General features: G+C 39.0%; 10 protein-coding genes. All 10 read left to right on the forward strand.

Annotated elements, in window-relative coordinates:
• A partial coding sequence (locus tag DWX62_RS22375; RefSeq protein WP_243633662.1) for a DDE-type integrase/transposase/recombinase occupies positions 1-306 on the forward strand: 306 nt, incomplete at its 5' end.
• Positions 307-356: 50 nt separating this feature from the next.
• On the forward strand, positions 357-791 hold the full coding sequence (locus DWX62_RS22380; protein ID WP_243636285.1) for an integrase core domain-containing protein: 435 nt from the start codon (positions 357-359) through the stop codon (positions 789-791).
• 371 nt (positions 792-1,162) lie between these two features.
• A complete protein-coding gene (locus tag DWX62_RS17470; protein WP_005829621.1) occupies positions 1,163-5,254 on the forward strand; it encodes a hybrid sensor histidine kinase/response regulator transcription factor in 4,092 nt (1,363 codons plus the stop codon).
• 121 nt (positions 5,255-5,375) lie between these two features.
• Entirely contained in the window at positions 5,376-6,737 is a 1,362-nt protein-coding gene (locus tag DWX62_RS17475) for a sulfatase (protein ID WP_005829623.1), read from the forward strand.
• Positions 6,734-8,113, forward strand: coding sequence for a sulfatase-like hydrolase/transferase (locus DWX62_RS17480; protein WP_005829625.1), 1,380 nt, complete (start codon positions 6,734-6,736; stop codon positions 8,111-8,113). The genes DWX62_RS17475 and DWX62_RS17480 overlap by 4 nt, the downstream gene beginning before the upstream one ends.
• A gap of 94 nt (positions 8,114-8,207) precedes the next feature.
• Positions 8,208-9,779, forward strand: a complete 1,572-nt coding sequence (locus tag DWX62_RS17485) for an arylsulfatase (RefSeq protein ID WP_227239210.1) — start codon at positions 8,208-8,210, stop codon at positions 9,777-9,779.
• A 454-nt stretch (positions 9,780-10,233) separates the two neighbouring features.
• A complete protein-coding gene (locus DWX62_RS17490) occupies positions 10,234-11,766 on the forward strand; it encodes a sulfatase-like hydrolase/transferase (protein ID WP_005829631.1) in 1,533 nt (510 codons plus the stop codon).
• A gap of 300 nt (positions 11,767-12,066) precedes the next feature.
• Positions 12,067-15,192, forward strand: coding sequence for a TonB-dependent receptor (locus DWX62_RS17495; protein ID WP_005829635.1), 3,126 nt, complete (start codon positions 12,067-12,069; stop codon positions 15,190-15,192).
• A gap of 24 nt (positions 15,193-15,216) precedes the next feature.
• Entirely contained in the window at positions 15,217-16,836 is a 1,620-nt protein-coding gene (locus tag DWX62_RS17500) for a RagB/SusD family nutrient uptake outer membrane protein (RefSeq protein ID WP_008664258.1), read from the forward strand.
• A 24-nt stretch (positions 16,837-16,860) separates the two neighbouring features.
• The gene (locus tag DWX62_RS17505; RefSeq protein ID WP_005829639.1) at positions 16,861-17,328 is read left to right on the forward strand and encodes a SusE domain-containing protein; all 468 of its coding nucleotides are present in this window, start codon (positions 16,861-16,863) and stop codon (positions 17,326-17,328) included.
• Positions 17,329-17,396: the final 68 nt, after the last annotated feature.

The following is a 17,396-nucleotide window of genomic DNA, read 5'->3' on the forward strand; positions in this document are numbered from 1 at the left end:
CACCGCTTGATGCTTCCTGCCCGCAAGACCCGGCATACGACGAACTCCAACCATCGCTATCACAAGTGGAAGAACTTAATCAAAGGAGTGACCTTGACTTCAGCCAACCACTTGTGGGTCAGTGACATTACTTATATACCACTTACCAATGGTGAAGTCTGTTATCTGCATCTGATTACGGATGCTTACTCCCATAAGATACAGGGATGGGTGCTTACCGACACCTTATGGGTATCGGCAACCATCAATGCATTGCAACAGGCTATAGAGCAGGCTGTTGAAATGAAAGGAAGTGAAATCTTATAGGCCTGATACATCACTCAGACCGTGGCGTACAATACTGTTGCGACCCATATGTGGCACTTCTTCAGAAACATGGCATTGCCGTCAGTATGACGGAAGACTACAAACCCACCGACAATGCCGTTGCGGAACGTATCAACGGGATTATTAAGGCGGAAAGCAGCCATCCTCGAGGCCGGTTCAACGAAATCGGGCATGCAAGAAATGTCATAGCTCGCTACATACATTTCTATAACCATCGCAGACCGCATATGAGTATCGGGTATAAAATACCTGCTGTGGCGCATCTGGAGAAGGGAATACAGAAGAAAATGTGGAAGAAGAAAAAATATCCTTCCACAAGTAGCAATGAAAAGAAGGATGCAATATCTTTGCAAAGCCGGACAAGCAAGTACGGGTTCTGCAAATCCAGCAAGATGACTGTCAACAGAATCAGGACAACTCACTTTGCTGTGTCTACTATATCAGCAGGGCTTGGGAAGAAGTGACTACTGAACCAGTACAACATTCCAAGAACCGTCTACTGATATCGGTTATAAAAAGAAAAAGCGTCTAGCTAAATCAGGAAAAGACAAGCTTGTTTTGACTGGTCTTGTTTGTGTTATTAGCCATGGTATTTTATCACCATATCATTCCTTTATACCTTTAAGAGTTAAATCCTATTTTTTATTAAATAGGTATGGTGTTACAAGAATAAAAATATTATTTTTGCGATAAGATTTTGAGATAAATTAGCCTATAAAAGCTTTATGATTTTTAAAAGGTATAGTTTGTACTCCTTTATGAAGAGTGTTGAGTTAGTGGCGATTGGTGTAGTTCCTTTCGTACAGAAAGTTGTAATGATTTTAATTTTAATTCTATGAGAACAAGATATAATCTGGTTATCCATGTTTCTGTTATCTTTCTGTTATTTCTGTTTAATAATTATTCTTCGGCTTATAATTTGCGGCAGTATTCCAGCAAGAATGGACTTTCCAATAGTGCAGTATTATCTATTTGTCAGGATGGGGATGGTTTTATGTGGTTTGGTTCTTGTGAGGGGGTCAACTTTTTTGATGGGCTGAACTTTCAGTTGTACAACCCCATTGATAAGAAAAAGATATTGTCTGGGAATATAGTAGAGAGTATATTGGAAGCTGAGAATAATATTTTGTGGATTCAGACCAATTATGGTCTTGATCGTTTGGAGAAGTATTCTCAAACGGTACATTCATTCAGGCAGTTTAAGGGGAAAAACTGGGTAGTGAATAGTACGGATAATAGAATCTTTGTCGTTAATAGTGATAATTACATTTATTATTATGTGCCTGAGGAACAGCAATTTCGTGGAATACAAGTAGATAACCTCATAGCAGATGACATCCTCGAGGTTGCTATTGACAAAAGAAATATATTGTGGATATTTATGAAAAGCGGAAACAATCTTAGTTTTTCAATCAATTCTAATCCTGATGGAAGTATCTCTTTAGAACCTAAAAAACTGTTTGATGATGAGGAGAAGGTCATGTGGTGTTTTTATGATGACGATACCTTTTATATTGTGGATAATAAATATGCCCTTTATGAATATGACCCTGCTAGTTGCAATAAGTATTATATCTATGATTTGTCTGATGAAGTAAAACGGTACGGAGAAATTTCAGCTATAATTCAGCATAAAGGTGAATATTTTATTGGTTTTAAATCAAGTGGACTGATTGTTTTGCAGCATATTCCAGAATCTAAAGATAGATATTCTATTCACGATATAAATATCAAATCCGGTATCTTTTGTATAGAAAAAGATAAATTTCAGGATATTATATGGGTGGGTACTGATGGGCAGGGGGTGTATATGTATTACAATGATTCCTATACTCTCAGGACGACGTTGTTGAGAGATTTGCCATACAATCTAAATACGCCGATAAGAACATTTTATATTGATGAATACGGTACTTTTTGGTTTGGAACAAAAGGGAATGGCATTGTGAAAATTGAAAATTATGACGCGGCTGTTAATGAAGGAGAAAAATCAGTGCAGTTTCTTACGAATAATAGCTTGTTAAAAAGTAACTCTGTCTATACAATAGTACCTGGTAAGAAAGATATTTTATGGATAGGCAGTGAAAATGGTCTGAATTATTATTCATATAAAAGTAGTAGTATAAAGAATATAGATATTTTAGGCGGTAACAAACCTTTAAGATATGTATATTCTGTTTGTGAATTTAATGATTCTACTCTTTGGATTGCTACGGTGGGTGAAGGGATTGTAAAGGCTAAGCTTGGCGAAAAAGACGGCAATCCGGTATTGAAGAAAGATACGACCTTTTTGTTTGATAATGGTGTAATTCCTTCCAACTATTTTTTCACCTCTTATAAGGAGAACGATTCGATTATCTGGTTTGGCAATAGAGGATATGGAGCCTATAAAATTAATAATCGTACCAATAAAATAGAAGTTTACAGTTTAAATGAAGGAAGCGAAAGCCAGACATTGAACGATGTGTTTTCTATTTTAAAGAGTGACAAAAGCTATTGGTTTGCTACAAGTTATGGGCTTGCCCGAATTTATTATGATAGAGATAGATATGTATTTGACAAGACAAATGTTTTGCCGAAGAATGTGATACATGGAATGTTGCAGGATGAATACAATAATTTGTGGTTGAGCACTAATCGAGGATTGATAAAGTATAATGTTTCGGAGAATACCTTCCAGACATATTGGAAGCAGAACGATCTTCAGGTAACAGAGTTCAGTGATGGGGCATACTTCAAGCATATACCTTCCGGCACTTTGTTTTTTGGAGGGATAAACGGTTTTGTCACTGTTTCGGTCAATGGATTTCCTAAACTGGATTATAATCCGGAAATTCAATTTAGCAACTTATCTATATTCGGTAAAGAGTATAATATAAATGATTTTGTAAGTATTGAAAATAGTAGGAAAAATATAACTTTGAATTATGAACAAAATTTTTTCTCTTTATCGTTTACTGCTATAGATTATATAAATGGGAATGATTATACTTATTTTTATAAACTTGCAGAACTTAGTGATATTTGGATTGACAATGGAGGCTCCAATTCCGCATCATTCACCAATATTTCTCCGGGCAGATATACTTTGTTGGTGAAGTATAGGAATAATATTACAGGTAAGGAAAGTGCGGTTCAGTCACTTGTGATAAACATATCATACCCGTGGTATCAGACTACTTTGGCATATGTGGTCTATACTTTATTGTTGTTATTGGTTGGTTACTGTATTGTACGGCTGAGTATTAAATGGTATAGAATGAAAAAAGAGAATATCGTAGAAAAGCTGACAAGAAAACAACGCGAAGATGTTTATGAATCAAAATTACGATTCTTTACTAATATAACTCACGAACTGTGTACTCCCTTGACGTTAATATATGGTCCTTGCGAAAAGATTATTTCATACGACAAATCAGATAGCCTCATTATTAAATATGCCAAATTGATTAAGCATAATGCGGAGGAACTGAATAGTCTGATTGCAGAACTAATTGAATTCAGACGTTTGGAGACGGGACATAAAAAAGTAGAGATAAAATCCTGTCCCATATCAGAATTAGCCCGTAATATAGCTGAACCTTTTTCAGAATTGACAAGTAATAAGCTGCTTGATTATAGAATAAATATAGTCGACAATATATATTGGAACTCTGATTCGGGATGCTTGAATAAGATAATTACTAATCTTATATCCAATGCTTTTAAATATGCATCAGTCAAAGGAAAAATAAGTGTAGATGTGTATGTTGAAGACAAAAAGCTGTATATTGTTGTAGCTAATACAGGCAAAGGGATTAAAGAAGATGATCTTTCTAAGATTTTTGATAGATATACCGTACTTGATAATTTTGAAGACCAGAATAAAGCACATGAAACGTCGCGAAATGGATTGGGTTTGGCTATATGCAATAATATGGTGAAATTGTTAGAGGGAGAAATAACCGTAACCAGTGTGCTTAATGATATAACGACTTTTACTGTAATTCTCCCTGAATTGTCAATAGAGCAAGCTACGGAGGGTGATGAGTTTTTTGGTAATGCAAGTGTGACTGTTATAGAGAACGTTTCCCGAAAAATGGAGGAAACCAGTTCTGTTCCTGAGATTGTCATTCCTGAATATGACAAGAATAAGCAGACAATAATGATTATAGATGATGATTCGGCCATGCTATGGTTTGTTACAGAAATATTTATTGATAAATATAATGTAATTCCCATTAATAATTCAACAGAGGTGATGTCTTGTTTGGAGCAGAGTTCACCGGACATAATCATATCGGATATTATGATGCCGGACATTGACGGTATCTCTCTTACTACATTGATAAAGGGAGATAAATTGCGCAAACATATACCAATGATTCTTTTATCTGCCAAGAATACGGTGGAGGATCAGGTAAGGGGTATTGATTCCGGAGCAGAGGTTTATATAACCAAGCCTTTCAGTGTGAGATATTTGGAAAAAGTAGTGGAACGGCTCATCAAGAGAAAAGAAGACTTGAAGCAATATTTCTCTTCGGCTGTGAGCTCATTTGAGATAAATGAGGGTAAGCTGGTGCACGAGGAAGATAAGAAATTCATGGAAAAAGTATATCAGGTAATCGATTCGAATATTACTAATCCGGAGCTTTCTATTGAAACCATTAGCTCTTCTTTAGGATACAGTACGCGTCAGTTTTATCGGAGAATAAAAGAAATAACTCCTAAGAAGCCGAATGATATAATCAGAGAGTATAAGCTGGATATTGTGAAGAAACTATTAATTAATACAAACTTGTCTGTTGAAGAGATTATGGATAGGACCGGCTTTATCAACCGGGGAAACTTCTTCAAAATATTTTCTCAGAAATTTGAAATGACCCCTAAAAAATATAGAGAGCAGATGCGTAAAGACATCACAAAAACAAATTTGGAAAATTCTTAAGAAGCTTTCTGTCTTTCAGACCATATTCGTACATCTTTGTCGCGTTTGAGTACTCTTATTAAGGAAGGGATGCACTAATTTTGCTATCAAATAATCTAATACGGACTTAAAAATTGGATGTATGAATTGGAATATTGTAAAAGGTGCATGTCTTGCACTACTGCCTGTTGCCGGTACCTTAAAAGCACAGGAGAAACCGAACATTGTAGTAATCTTGGCAGATGATCTTGCTTCGAATGAGATTAGTTGCTATGGAGGGAAGAACCTCAAGACTCCGAATATTGATCGGATAGCTGAAGAAGGAATCAGATTCACTAATAACTTTGCCTCTTGTGCAATGAGTGTGCCTATTCGGGCTTCCTTATATACCGGACTCTATCCTGCTCGGCACGGCTCTTATCAAAATCATAAAATATCCTATTCTGATATAAAGAGCGTCACGTATTATCTGCCCCAGGCGGGTTATCGGGTAGGGCGTGCAGGAAAAACGCATACTGTTCCTAAAAGTGTTTTCAATTTTGAGAAGGTTCCGGGGTTTGAGGAGAACTGTATTGCTGTGACTGCTGACTATACAGTGGATGGCATTCGTGACTTTATGCGACAGGACAGTCCGTTTTGCTTATTTGTTTGCAGTACGCTTTCCCACGCTCCGTGGACATGCGGAAATAAGGATGAATTTGATGCAGATAAGGTTATACTGCCTCCTAACTGCGTTGATAATAAAGGAACGCGTGAACTTTTCAGACGTCTTTTGGCTGAAATCCGGGCTTTGGATAATCAGGTTGGTGATGTATTGAAAACTATTGAAGAGGTTGGCAAACTGGATAATACTTTAGTTGTATTTCTTGGAGAACAAGGTCCACAGTTGCCGGGAGGAAAATGGACTTGCTGGAACTACGGTCAAAGCAGTGCATTGGTGGCTCGCTATCCTGCAAAAATAAAGGCCAAATCGACCAGTGATGCTATCGTTCAGTATGAAGATATTCTACCTACTTTAATGGAATTTGTCGGTGGAGATGAAATAGAGGGCATTGATGGGAAAAGTTTCCTGAAGGCATTGTTCGGCAAAGAGAAAGAACACCGTCGCTTTGCTTACGGTATACATAATAATATCCCGGAAGGGACAGCCTATCCGATACGTAGCATCAGGGACAAGAGATATAAACTGATATTGAACTTGACTCCTGAAGTAGAGTATTTTGAAAAACATCTGATGAATCTTAAGAATGAAAGAAGCGTTTGGGCAAGCTGGATTGAGAGTACAAAAACAGATAAACGGGCAAGATATTTTGTTGACAGATATGTAAAACGTCCTGCAATAGAGTTTTATGATATGCAGAAAGATCCTTGGGAGTTGAATAATTTGGCAGAAGAAAAGAAGTATGCGAAACGTATTGCTATGATGAAAGGGGAACTTGAGGCGTGGATGCGGCAGCAGGGTGATACGGGAGCTCAAATGGACGTGAAAATAAAGAAGCAATGATGAAAAAGGAAAAAATGTGTTTACTGGGACTATTGCCTGCCCTGACAGTCCCTATGACATTGCCTTGTCTGGCAGGGAATAACGCTGAGTTGCCTCCTAATATTATAGTTGTGCTTACGGATGATATGGGTTATGGTGATATTGGTATATATGGTGGTAAATTTATACCTACTCCCAATATTGACCGTATGGCAGAAGAAGGTTCACGGTTCAATCAATATTATAGTGCATCTCCTATCAGTTCTCCTTCGCGTTGTGGCCTACTGACCGGGATGTACCCGGGCAAGTGGCATATAACCACTTATTTACAAGGAAAGGCTGGAAACAAAGCTGCGGAAATGGCCGACTATTTGGACCCTTCGGCTCCCACCTTGCCCAAAGTGATGAAGAATGCCGGATATAAAACCGGTCATTTCGGGAAATGGCATTTGGGAGGGGGACGGGATGTCCGGAATGCTCCCCCTTTTGTCGCTTATGGATATGACGAATATTGCAGCACCTATGAAAGCCCTCAACCGGATTCGTTACTTACGGCAACGGATTGGATTTGGTCTCCGCAGGATAGTGTAAAGCGATGGAATAGAACAGCCTATTTCGTTGATAAAACGCTGGCTTTTTTAGAACGTCACAGAGGAGAAGCTTGTTTTGTGAACTTATGGCCGGATGACATGCATACTCCGTGGGTTGGAAACTTTGAGCAACAGCAGGTCTTTCCGGACGGGCAGGAATCGGAAAAGAACTTTCGGGTGGTGCTTGCCGAATATGATAGGCAAATAGGACGTTTGCTGCGTGAAATTAAAAATATGAATCTTGAAAACAATACCATTGTCATTTTTACCAGTGACAACGGGCCTGCACCCAGTTTCAAGGGAAGCCGGGCCGGTAATATGAGAGGATGTAAAGCTTCATTGTTCGAGGGAGGTATACATATGCCCTTTATAATATGGGATACAAAAGGCGAAATTCCTTCGGGGAAAACGGACGATACTACGGTGGTCAGCGCTCTGGATTTGTACAAGAGTTTGAGTTCACTTGCTGGAATCAAATTGCCTGCTGATTGTAAAAGTGATGGCATGGACATGAGTGCGGCTTTGAAAGGGGTTCCGCAGGAAAGGAGAGAACCTCTCTTTTGGGAATATAGAAGAAATGAAAGCAAAGCATTCCCCCGGCCTGCAGACAAAGATGTCAGTCCGGCTATTGCGGTGCGGTATGGCAAGTGGAAACTGTTGGTTGATAAAGACAGTACAAATGTCTTATTGTATGATTTGGAGGATAATTTGAGGGAAAACGTTGATTTAAGCAAGAAACATCCTCAGGTGGCAAGTCGGTTGAGTAAATTGGCTCTTGAGTGGTGGAATTCTTTACCGGAATTTTGACCTTATATAATAGTATGTAATACTAATTGAAATACAAAAAATGAGAAAGAGTTATTTCTTGTGCGGAACATCCGCCTTGTCGATGTTGTCTGCTATGCCGTGTATGGCAGACGAAACAATACGAACCAGCAAAGAAACTGATGAAAGACCTAATATTGTACTTATTATGGCAGATGACATGGGATATTCGGATGTTGGGTGTTATGGCGGTGAGATTCCGACTCCCAATATTGACCGGTTGGCACAAAAGGGAGTACGATATACGCAGTTTTATAATTCTGGACGTTCTTGTCCTACCCGTGCCAGCTTGCTGACCGGACTTTATCCGCAGCAGGCCGGCATCGGAGCTATGTCTGAAGATCCCGGCATCAAGAAAGGAGAAAAACATCCGGAAAATAGAGGAGTCCATGGTTATATGGGTTTTCTCAACCGTAATTGTGTGACAATTGCTGAGGTGCTGAAAGAGGCTGGCTATCATACATACATGACAGGCAAATGGCATGTTGGGATGCATGGCAAGGAAAAGTGGCCGTTGCAGAGGGGATTTGAGCATTTTTATGGAATACTGGCCGGTGCTTCCAGCTATTTGAAACCTCAGGGCGGACGGGGCTTGACTCTGGATAATACGAATTTGCCTGCTCCTCAATCCCCCTATTATACAACGGATGCTTTTACTGATTATGCCATTCGGTTTATAGATGAACAGACGGATGATAATCCGTTCTTTCTTTACTTGGCGTACAATGCTCCCCATTGGCCGCTACATGCCAAAGACAAGGATTTGGAAAAGTTTGCAGGCAAATATGACAAGGGATGGGAAGCCGTTCGTGAAGAGCGTTACCGGAAAATGGTTGAATTGGGTATAGTCAATCCTGATTGGAAATTGGCCGAATGGGAATCTCGTGCCTGGAATGAGCTTACGGAAGCAGAACGTGATAGTTCGTCCTTGCGGATGTCTGTTTATGCCGCCCAAGTTTACTGCATGGATTATAACATTGGAAAGTTGATTGATTATCTGGAAGAAGAAGGTAAGCTTGACAATACTCTTATACTTTTTCTCTCGGATAATGGGGCATGTGCAGAACCTTATTCGGAAAAAGGTTTCGGAAGCACAAGTGAGATTAATAAGCTTGACAGCTGGGTTCATCCTTCTTATGGACTGCCTTGGGCACAGGTTAGCAATACACCGTACCGGAAATATAAAGTACGGGCCTATGAAGGAGGCATTGCTACCCCATTGATTATTTCCTGGCCGGAAGTGCTTGGAAAGTATAGCAACCAGATAAGAAGAAACGTAGGTTTTGTTCCTGATATCATGGCTACATTTGTAGAGGTTGCCAGAGCAGAATATCCGACAACTTATCATGACGGAAATTCGATTATTCCTATGGCAGGAACTAGCTTGATGTCAACGGTTCATAATCCTGATAAACAAATACATGAATATATCTTCGGTGAACACTTCAATAATTGTTTTGTACGGTGGAAAAATTGGAAAGCTGTAAAGGATGAAAAAATGAAGGAGTGGGAACTGTATGATATTGAAAAAGACAGAACTGAGTGGAATAATGTAGCTGCTGAGTATCCGGATGTGCTGAAGAAGATGGTCCGGAAATGGGAGGAGTGGGCGAACGAATGCTACATCTTCCCTAAAAGGCTGAACTAAACCATCGTTTCCAACAAAGTTTAGTTGTTCTATCCCCATTTGCTTGCACTTTTTTGATAGTTTGATAATAATCAATCTGTTATGTGTGTAAGCAGGATTTTTTACTTCCATATTATTTCTACTAATTCAGTGAGTATAAGTGTATTACAGGTGGAGGTAACTGTGGAAGTAATAGTGTAAGCAGATTTATCTTCCACTTCTTTTATATAACTGTTCCGTTGTATGGTAAAAGTATAATGTATTAGTTCATAGTATTGAACACTTTGTTTCATACCTATAGAACAAAGTGTTTTCTATAAGGAAACAAGTTGTTCCTAATAGTGAAACGAACTGTTTCAAGGTATGGAACACTTTGTTTCATCAAGACAAACAGACCATTTGACGGTTACAACGGGTTTCCGGTTATAGATTGGGGGCTGTCATTAGTAGATTTAGTCATTAAATAAAAAACATTATGAATTTGAAAGTGAAAAACAAAACCTTGTTTTTATGCCTTCCGGCATTATTGAACATGCCTTTTTTCGGACTCTCTGCATTCGGAGCGAATACGGAGAAAGGTAATGATAAGGGGAACGGGCCGAAGCGTCCTAATATTCTTGTCCTGCTGACGGACGACCAGACTTTCAGCACTATCCATGCTTGGGGTAACGGTACAATCCAGACCCCGAATATGGACCGGCTTGTCAGCCGTGGTATATCATTCACCCAAACTCACGTAATGGGAGGTTTCAATGGTGCTATTTCGCAGCCCAGCCGTGCAATGCTTCTTACCGGGCGTGGTTTGATGGATATACATCGCAATGGCGGCGTTATTCCGGAAAATGAAAGAACTTTTCCGGAACTATTCCGTGAGAATGGCTACACGACTTTTGCAACTGGTAAATGGCACAGTGACAATGCCTCGTTTACCCGTTCGTTTTCTACAGGTGCAAACCTTTTTTTCGGTGGAATGCATCCTTACGGGAAATACAATGAACTGGGACATCGGTGCCCTTACCTGCATCAGTACGATCCGGCAGGGAAGTACAATAATACCAACGGTAAATGGGTGGATGCGTCACTCAATACCTTTTCGTCCGAATTATATGCCGATGCTGCTATCAGATTTCTTGAAGCTAAGGCGTCGGACGACACTCCTTTTTTGATGTATGTTGCATTTACTTCGCCTCATGATCCGCGCAATGTGTTGCCTCACTACGGACATAAATACGCTAGTACTGAGGTTCCGATGCCCGAGAATTTTGTTGCACAACACCCATTTGACAACGGTGACCTTAATGAACGCGATGAAAAGTTGCTTTCCACTCCTCGCATTTCGGCTCAGGTACTTACTGAAAGGGCTAATTATTATGGCATGGTGAGCGAAGTGGATTTTCAGATAGGACGTATCCTTGATGTACTTGAAAGCAGTGGCAAGGTTGATAATACCATCATTGTTTTTACGTCGGACAACGGTCTTTGTGTCGGGGAACATGGGCTGCTGGGCAAGCAGAACTTGTATGAAGCAGCAGTGAGAGTACCTTTGGTAATATGCGGTCCCGGCATTCCACAGAATGCGATGTGTGATGCTTATTGTTATCTTTATGATATTTATCCCACTCTTTGTGAGCTTGCGGATATAGAAGTGCCGCCTACTGTTAAAGGCCTTTCATTGGCACAAACCATACAGAACCCCATGGTAAAAAAACGCGAGGACATACTATTGGCATACATCAACCTCCAGCGTGCCATTAAAAAGGATAACTTTAAACTTATACTCTACAATGTTGGAGGGCAACGTCATCCTCAGCTTTTCGACCTTGAGGCCGACCCGATGGAGATGAACAACCTTTATGATGATCCTAACTACAGCAAAAAGCGCGACGAACTTACCGCATTGCTTTATGCCCGGATGAAAGCTGTCGGTGACTTTTGTGATCCAGCAAAACCGGATTGGGGATATCCAGTAAAACTGAAATGGAATCAGGTTATTCAAGTTAATCCGTGAAGCCAGTGCTTGGGAGAAGTTATAAAAATGCCTTAACACGCTCTTTTATAGATGGGGAGTACGGTATTGGTACAGAAAAGTACGAATTCCTACTTTTCCCTATAGTGATGCTTTTATGGCTGGAATCCGTACTCAGGATGTACTTATTCAGTCTATATTTGCACCATCAAATCATGATGAGAAACACATATCGCGAATATGAGTAGTTAATTAAATCTTAAGTATTATGAAAGTAATAACCGGTTCTTTTAGTTTCTGAATTTTAGAATTAATAAGTTTAATCATTAAATCAAGACTTGTATGATTTTTGAAAAGTATAAACCACTGATTTTAGGTTTATGGGCTTTGTTTTCCTTCTCTGTATATAGTGGAAATATATATGCCAAACAAACCGAAAATACTACTGTTCCTCAGCCGGTACAAAATGCAACGGTAAAAGGTGTGGTAAAAGATGCGACAGGAGAACCTCTGATTGGGGTGAGTGTAGTTGTCAAAGGAACCACCAATGGTGCCGTAACAGATGTAAATGGTAATTTCTCGATTGCATGTAGTGCAAATGATATTTTGGTATTTTCATATATTGGTTATGATAAAATAGAGGTGAAGGCAGGAAATGCTTCTTTCCATACAATTACTATGAAAGAAGATAGTGAATTGCTGGATGAAGTAATTGTCATTGGTTACGGTACGACTACCCGTAAACATGTAATTGGCGCAGTAGACCAGATTCGTGATGATGTGATAAAGGATCGTCCTGTAGCCAATATAACTCAAGCATTACAAGGTGCGACGCCAAGTCTATCTATACAACAACGCAACATGAATCCTAATAATAATAATATTAATATTAATATCCGTGGAGTCAGTTCTATGAATAACAATGATCCCTTGGTTGTGATTGATGGCATGGCAGCAAATGATATTAATGCAATGAATCTGCTTAATCCGAATGATATAGAGTCCGTTTCTGTTTTGAAGGATGCGGGTACGGCGGCCATCTATGGCTCTCGTTCGGCAAATGGAGTTATCTTAATTACAACTAAGCAGGGACGAACTGATATGAAACCGGTTGTTACGTTTACTGCATCTGTAGGAAATCAAAATCCTGATATATTATTAAAACCTGTATCAGGATATCAGAATGCATTGTTACGGAATGATTCATATGTGAATGCTGGGAAAGATCCTATTTATACTCCAGAACAGATTCATGAGTTTGCAAAAGGAGATAGTGAATGGGGATATAAAGCCATTATGAAGAATGCATTGCAGCAGAACTATAATATTAATGTGCAAGGTGGCTCGAAAGTGACAACATATAATGTGTCTTTTGGCTACTATGATCAGGAAAGCAACTTTAAAGGACAAGATTTTGGTATCAAGAAATATAATTTCCGAAGTAATCTGACTTCTGAAATCCAGCGTTTAAAGTTAAAGGTTCTTCTTGCTTATGATAGAAATGAGGGACGCTCGGATAGAGGAGATATGCAGTTGGCAGACGTTATGCGTGTTCCAACCTATAATACTTATTCACTGTATCCAGATGAGGATGGCAAGTATTATAATAATGAAATAACGACCGGTGGTAATTATTTGGCTAGATTGAGGCATGGTGGACTGACAACTAATGACAAAGACCATTTTCAGGGAATTGTTTCTGGTGATCTGAAAATCTGGCAAGGACTGAAATTGAGAGGTGTTGTTGGTTATGATATTATTTCAGAGCATCGATTGATTAAGAGAAGATATTACCCGGTATATAAATATTTAAATAAAGATCAGATTGCTAATGCTGGACAAAGTAAAAATTATAGTATTCAGGATTATAACAATAAAGCAACAATGCTGAACTTGCAATTTTTCCTTGATTACAATCATACTTATAATGATGTGCATCAAGTGACGGGTTTATTTGGATTTACATCTGAATCTTTCCGTAGTGAAAAAAATGAAATCAGACGTAATTTTGTCGATCCAGACCTTTATCAGGATACAGATGATACAGTTTATGAAACTTCAAGTTACAATACTCCGAATGGTTTCCGTGAACGTGCTTTGCATTCATGGCTGGGAAGATTAGGATATTCCTATAAAGATAAGTATTATGCAGAAGTGAATGCTCGCTATGATGGTTCTTCCCGTTTTGCAAAAGATAATCGTTGGGGCTTTTTTCCATCAATGTCCTTAGGATGGAGAATATCTGAAGAGAACTTTTTGTCATTTTGGAAGGACAAAGTAGGAGATATGAAAATCCGTGGTTCGTATGGTTTGTTAGGTTCACAAACTGTTGATGATTATCAGTACTTGACTACCTATAAAGTAAATTCAGATCAGTATGGTTTTAACAATTCTTCTGTAACAGGTACAGGATTTACATTTGGAAATTCTGAATTGTCTTGGGAGAAAACCAAAACCTTTAATATTGGTTTTGATGCTTCTTTTTTGAAAAATGCATTGAATGTTACTTTTGATGTATTCCAAAAGAATACTTCAGATATTTTATTGACACCATTAAGTCCCGGCACATTAGGAGGGGCTGTCCCAAAAGCTAATATTGGTAAGGTGCGCAATAATGGTTGGGAACTTACTGTTAACTATAGATTCAAGCATAAAGATTTTTCTCATTTGTTCGGCTTCAATATCGGAGATTCCCGTAACAAGGTACTGGAATATGGGGATGAGTCTGTAAAGCTGACTGATGGTGTTGAACGAATCATTAGAGAGGGGGAAGCCATTAATAGTTATTATGGATTCCGGACTGATGGACTGTTCCAGACTGAAGAGGAAATCCAGAATTCTCCGAAATTCGAGGGAGTAAAATTGCAACCGGGAGATGTGAAATACGTTGATATAGATAAGAATGGAGTAATAAATGATGATGACCGGGTTGTACTTGGAAATGCTTTCCCGCGTTATGTCTTTGGGTTTAATTATAATTTCAGTTGGAAAGGTCTTGACTTCAGTATGTTGTGGCAAGGAGTTGGAAAACGTGATATGGCCCTCCGGGGAGAAATGATTGAGGCTTTCCATGGAAGTTATTCATATGTGATATATGAGCACCAACTGGACTATTGGACTCCGGACAATAGGGATGCCAGATATCCTCGGTTGATAAACGTGGCTTCGTCATCTTATCAGCACAACTATAAACATTCATCGGATAGAAACTTATATAATGCTGCTTATCTTCGTTTGAAAGATATACAGATTGGTTATACAATACCTGCTTCCTATACGAAAAAAATAGGAATGAAAAAGGTTAGAGTGTTTTTGAATGGTCAGAATTTATTGACATTTACTAAGAACAAGTTCATTGATCCGGAATCAACTGAATTTGGTAACAGTATGGATACTAGCAGTGCCAATAGTGGACGAAATTATCCGACCTTGAAATATTTTGGTGGTGGAATTGAAATTCAATTTTGAAAATGATTAAATGTAATATAAATTATGAAAGCAATATTATTTAGATATTCATCCTGGTGTCTATCCTTATTTTGCATGCTGTCAATGTTGAGCTGCGTCGAACTGGATGTGATTCCTACTGACAAATATACGGATGAGACTTATTGGACTTCTGAAGCAAATGCATCGGCTTTGCTGAATATGGCTTACAAGCAAATGAATTCGGCAGATTGGCTCTTTCGCGATGAAAGATTGAGTGACAATCTCTATAATGGTTATGGAGGTGATGCTGTGAAGACTATTGGCAATGGACAAGCAACGTCATCTACTGCTCTTTTTGATGATGTGTGGAAAAGTATATATAGCGGCATTAAAACGGCGCATACTCTTTTGGAGAATATAGACCGTGTGCCTATGGACGAAGGTCGTAAAAACCGGATGAAAGCGGAAGCACGATTTGTCAGGGCATTCTTATTCTTTCAAGCAACAAACTGGTACGGAGATGTTCCTTTCTTTACGGAGGATATCGATGAGGCAACTGCAAAGACTATTTCTCCTACAACTCAGTCTGAAATTGTAGCTTGGATACATAAAGAATTGGAGGAAATAGCGGAGATACTTCCTACAAAGGAAGAGTATGACGTTACAGATAGAGGCCGAATTACTGCTGGTGCGGCGATGGCAATGAATGCAAGAATTGCATTGAACTTCAATGAATGGGAAAAGGTTGTGCAATATACAGAAAAGCTTATTAATACAGATAATTACGGTAAGTATGAACTTTTCCCTGATTACCAGAAACTCTTTTTCAAGGAAAATGAATACAACTCAGAAATCATTCTGGATATTCAGTATGTTCCCGAAAAACGAACTTGGGGTAATATTTCTACTTATGTTCCTTTTAGTCTACCGCTGGTACAGTACGTATTGGCAAGCCCGACTCAAAGCTTGGTAGATACTTATTTAATGAAGGATGGCAGTAAATGGGATGAAAGTAAGGGGGATTATGTTGACCGTGACCCACGTTTTGATATGACTATTGTGCATCATGGCAGTGTCATTGAGGATAAAGAAGGCAATGCGATTACTGTAAATGTGGATCCGAATGATCCTAAAAATAATACGTTGGATAAGATCGGACGCGAAAACGGAGGACATACCGGATACTTTTATCGCAAATATTATGATACAAATCAAGAGGCATGGACTACTGGTACCTCATGGCAGTGTAATATCAATCTCATAACATTGCGTTTTGCCGATGTCCTATTGATGTATGCAGAGGCTAAAAATGAACTTGGTGAAATGAATTCAGATATCTGGGACAAGACTATCAAGCGGCTTCGTCAGAGGGCAGGATTTGATAATACTTCGGCGGCAATGGATTATCCTGCTAATGGAGATTTACGCCAGATTATTAGGGATGAACGTCGTGTTGAACTTGCTTTGGAAGGAACCCGCATCTATGATATCCGTCGTTGGAAGATTGCTGAAACTGTGTTGAATGAACCGGTTAGGGGTGCAAAATTTAAATTGAATGAAGGTAAATTGGAGTATTTTACTTATCGTGATAGAAGCTTTAATAAGGATCGTGATTATCTATGGGCTATTCCGAGACAGCAATTGGTGATTAATCCTAATTTGGGGCAAAACCCTGGTTATTGATTTTATTAATTAAATTTTGAAAAGATGAGAAATAGTTTATTGTTTATCCTTATAGCATCGCTTTGGGGAATAATGATGATTTTTGTGGGGTGCGATGATACCAAAGAATTTGAAGATTTGAATGTTACGGCAGTAGAAGCTCTTATAGTACCGATAGATAATAGCCGTATTGATCTGCAATCATCGGGTAATGTCTTGTTTGAATGGGAAGAGGCTGAGGCGCAAGATGGTTATAGCCTTGTGTATTATGATGTGTTGTTTGACAAAGCGGAAGGGAATTTCTCTTCTCCGGTCCATATTCAAGCTTCTGACAACAAGAGTTTGAGTACTGGAGCTACAATTACACCAACTGTGTTGAATAGCATTGCAGAAAAAGCGGGTGCCGCTGCCGGGCAAGAGGTTACGCTAAAGTGGACTGTACGTTCTAATAGAGGAGTTAAAACTGCTTTGGCTACACAGAGCCGTACTATAACTATCATAAGAAAACCATAGTTAATGATTGTGATGCGAACGAACTTCTTCTTGAGACTGTTTTTGGTTTTTAATTTTATCATTGGCGT

Source organism: Bacteroides sp. AF20-13LB, from assembly GCF_003603065.1.
Taxonomy (GTDB): Bacteria; Bacteroidota; Bacteroidia; order Bacteroidales; family Bacteroidaceae; genus Bacteroides; species Bacteroides uniformis.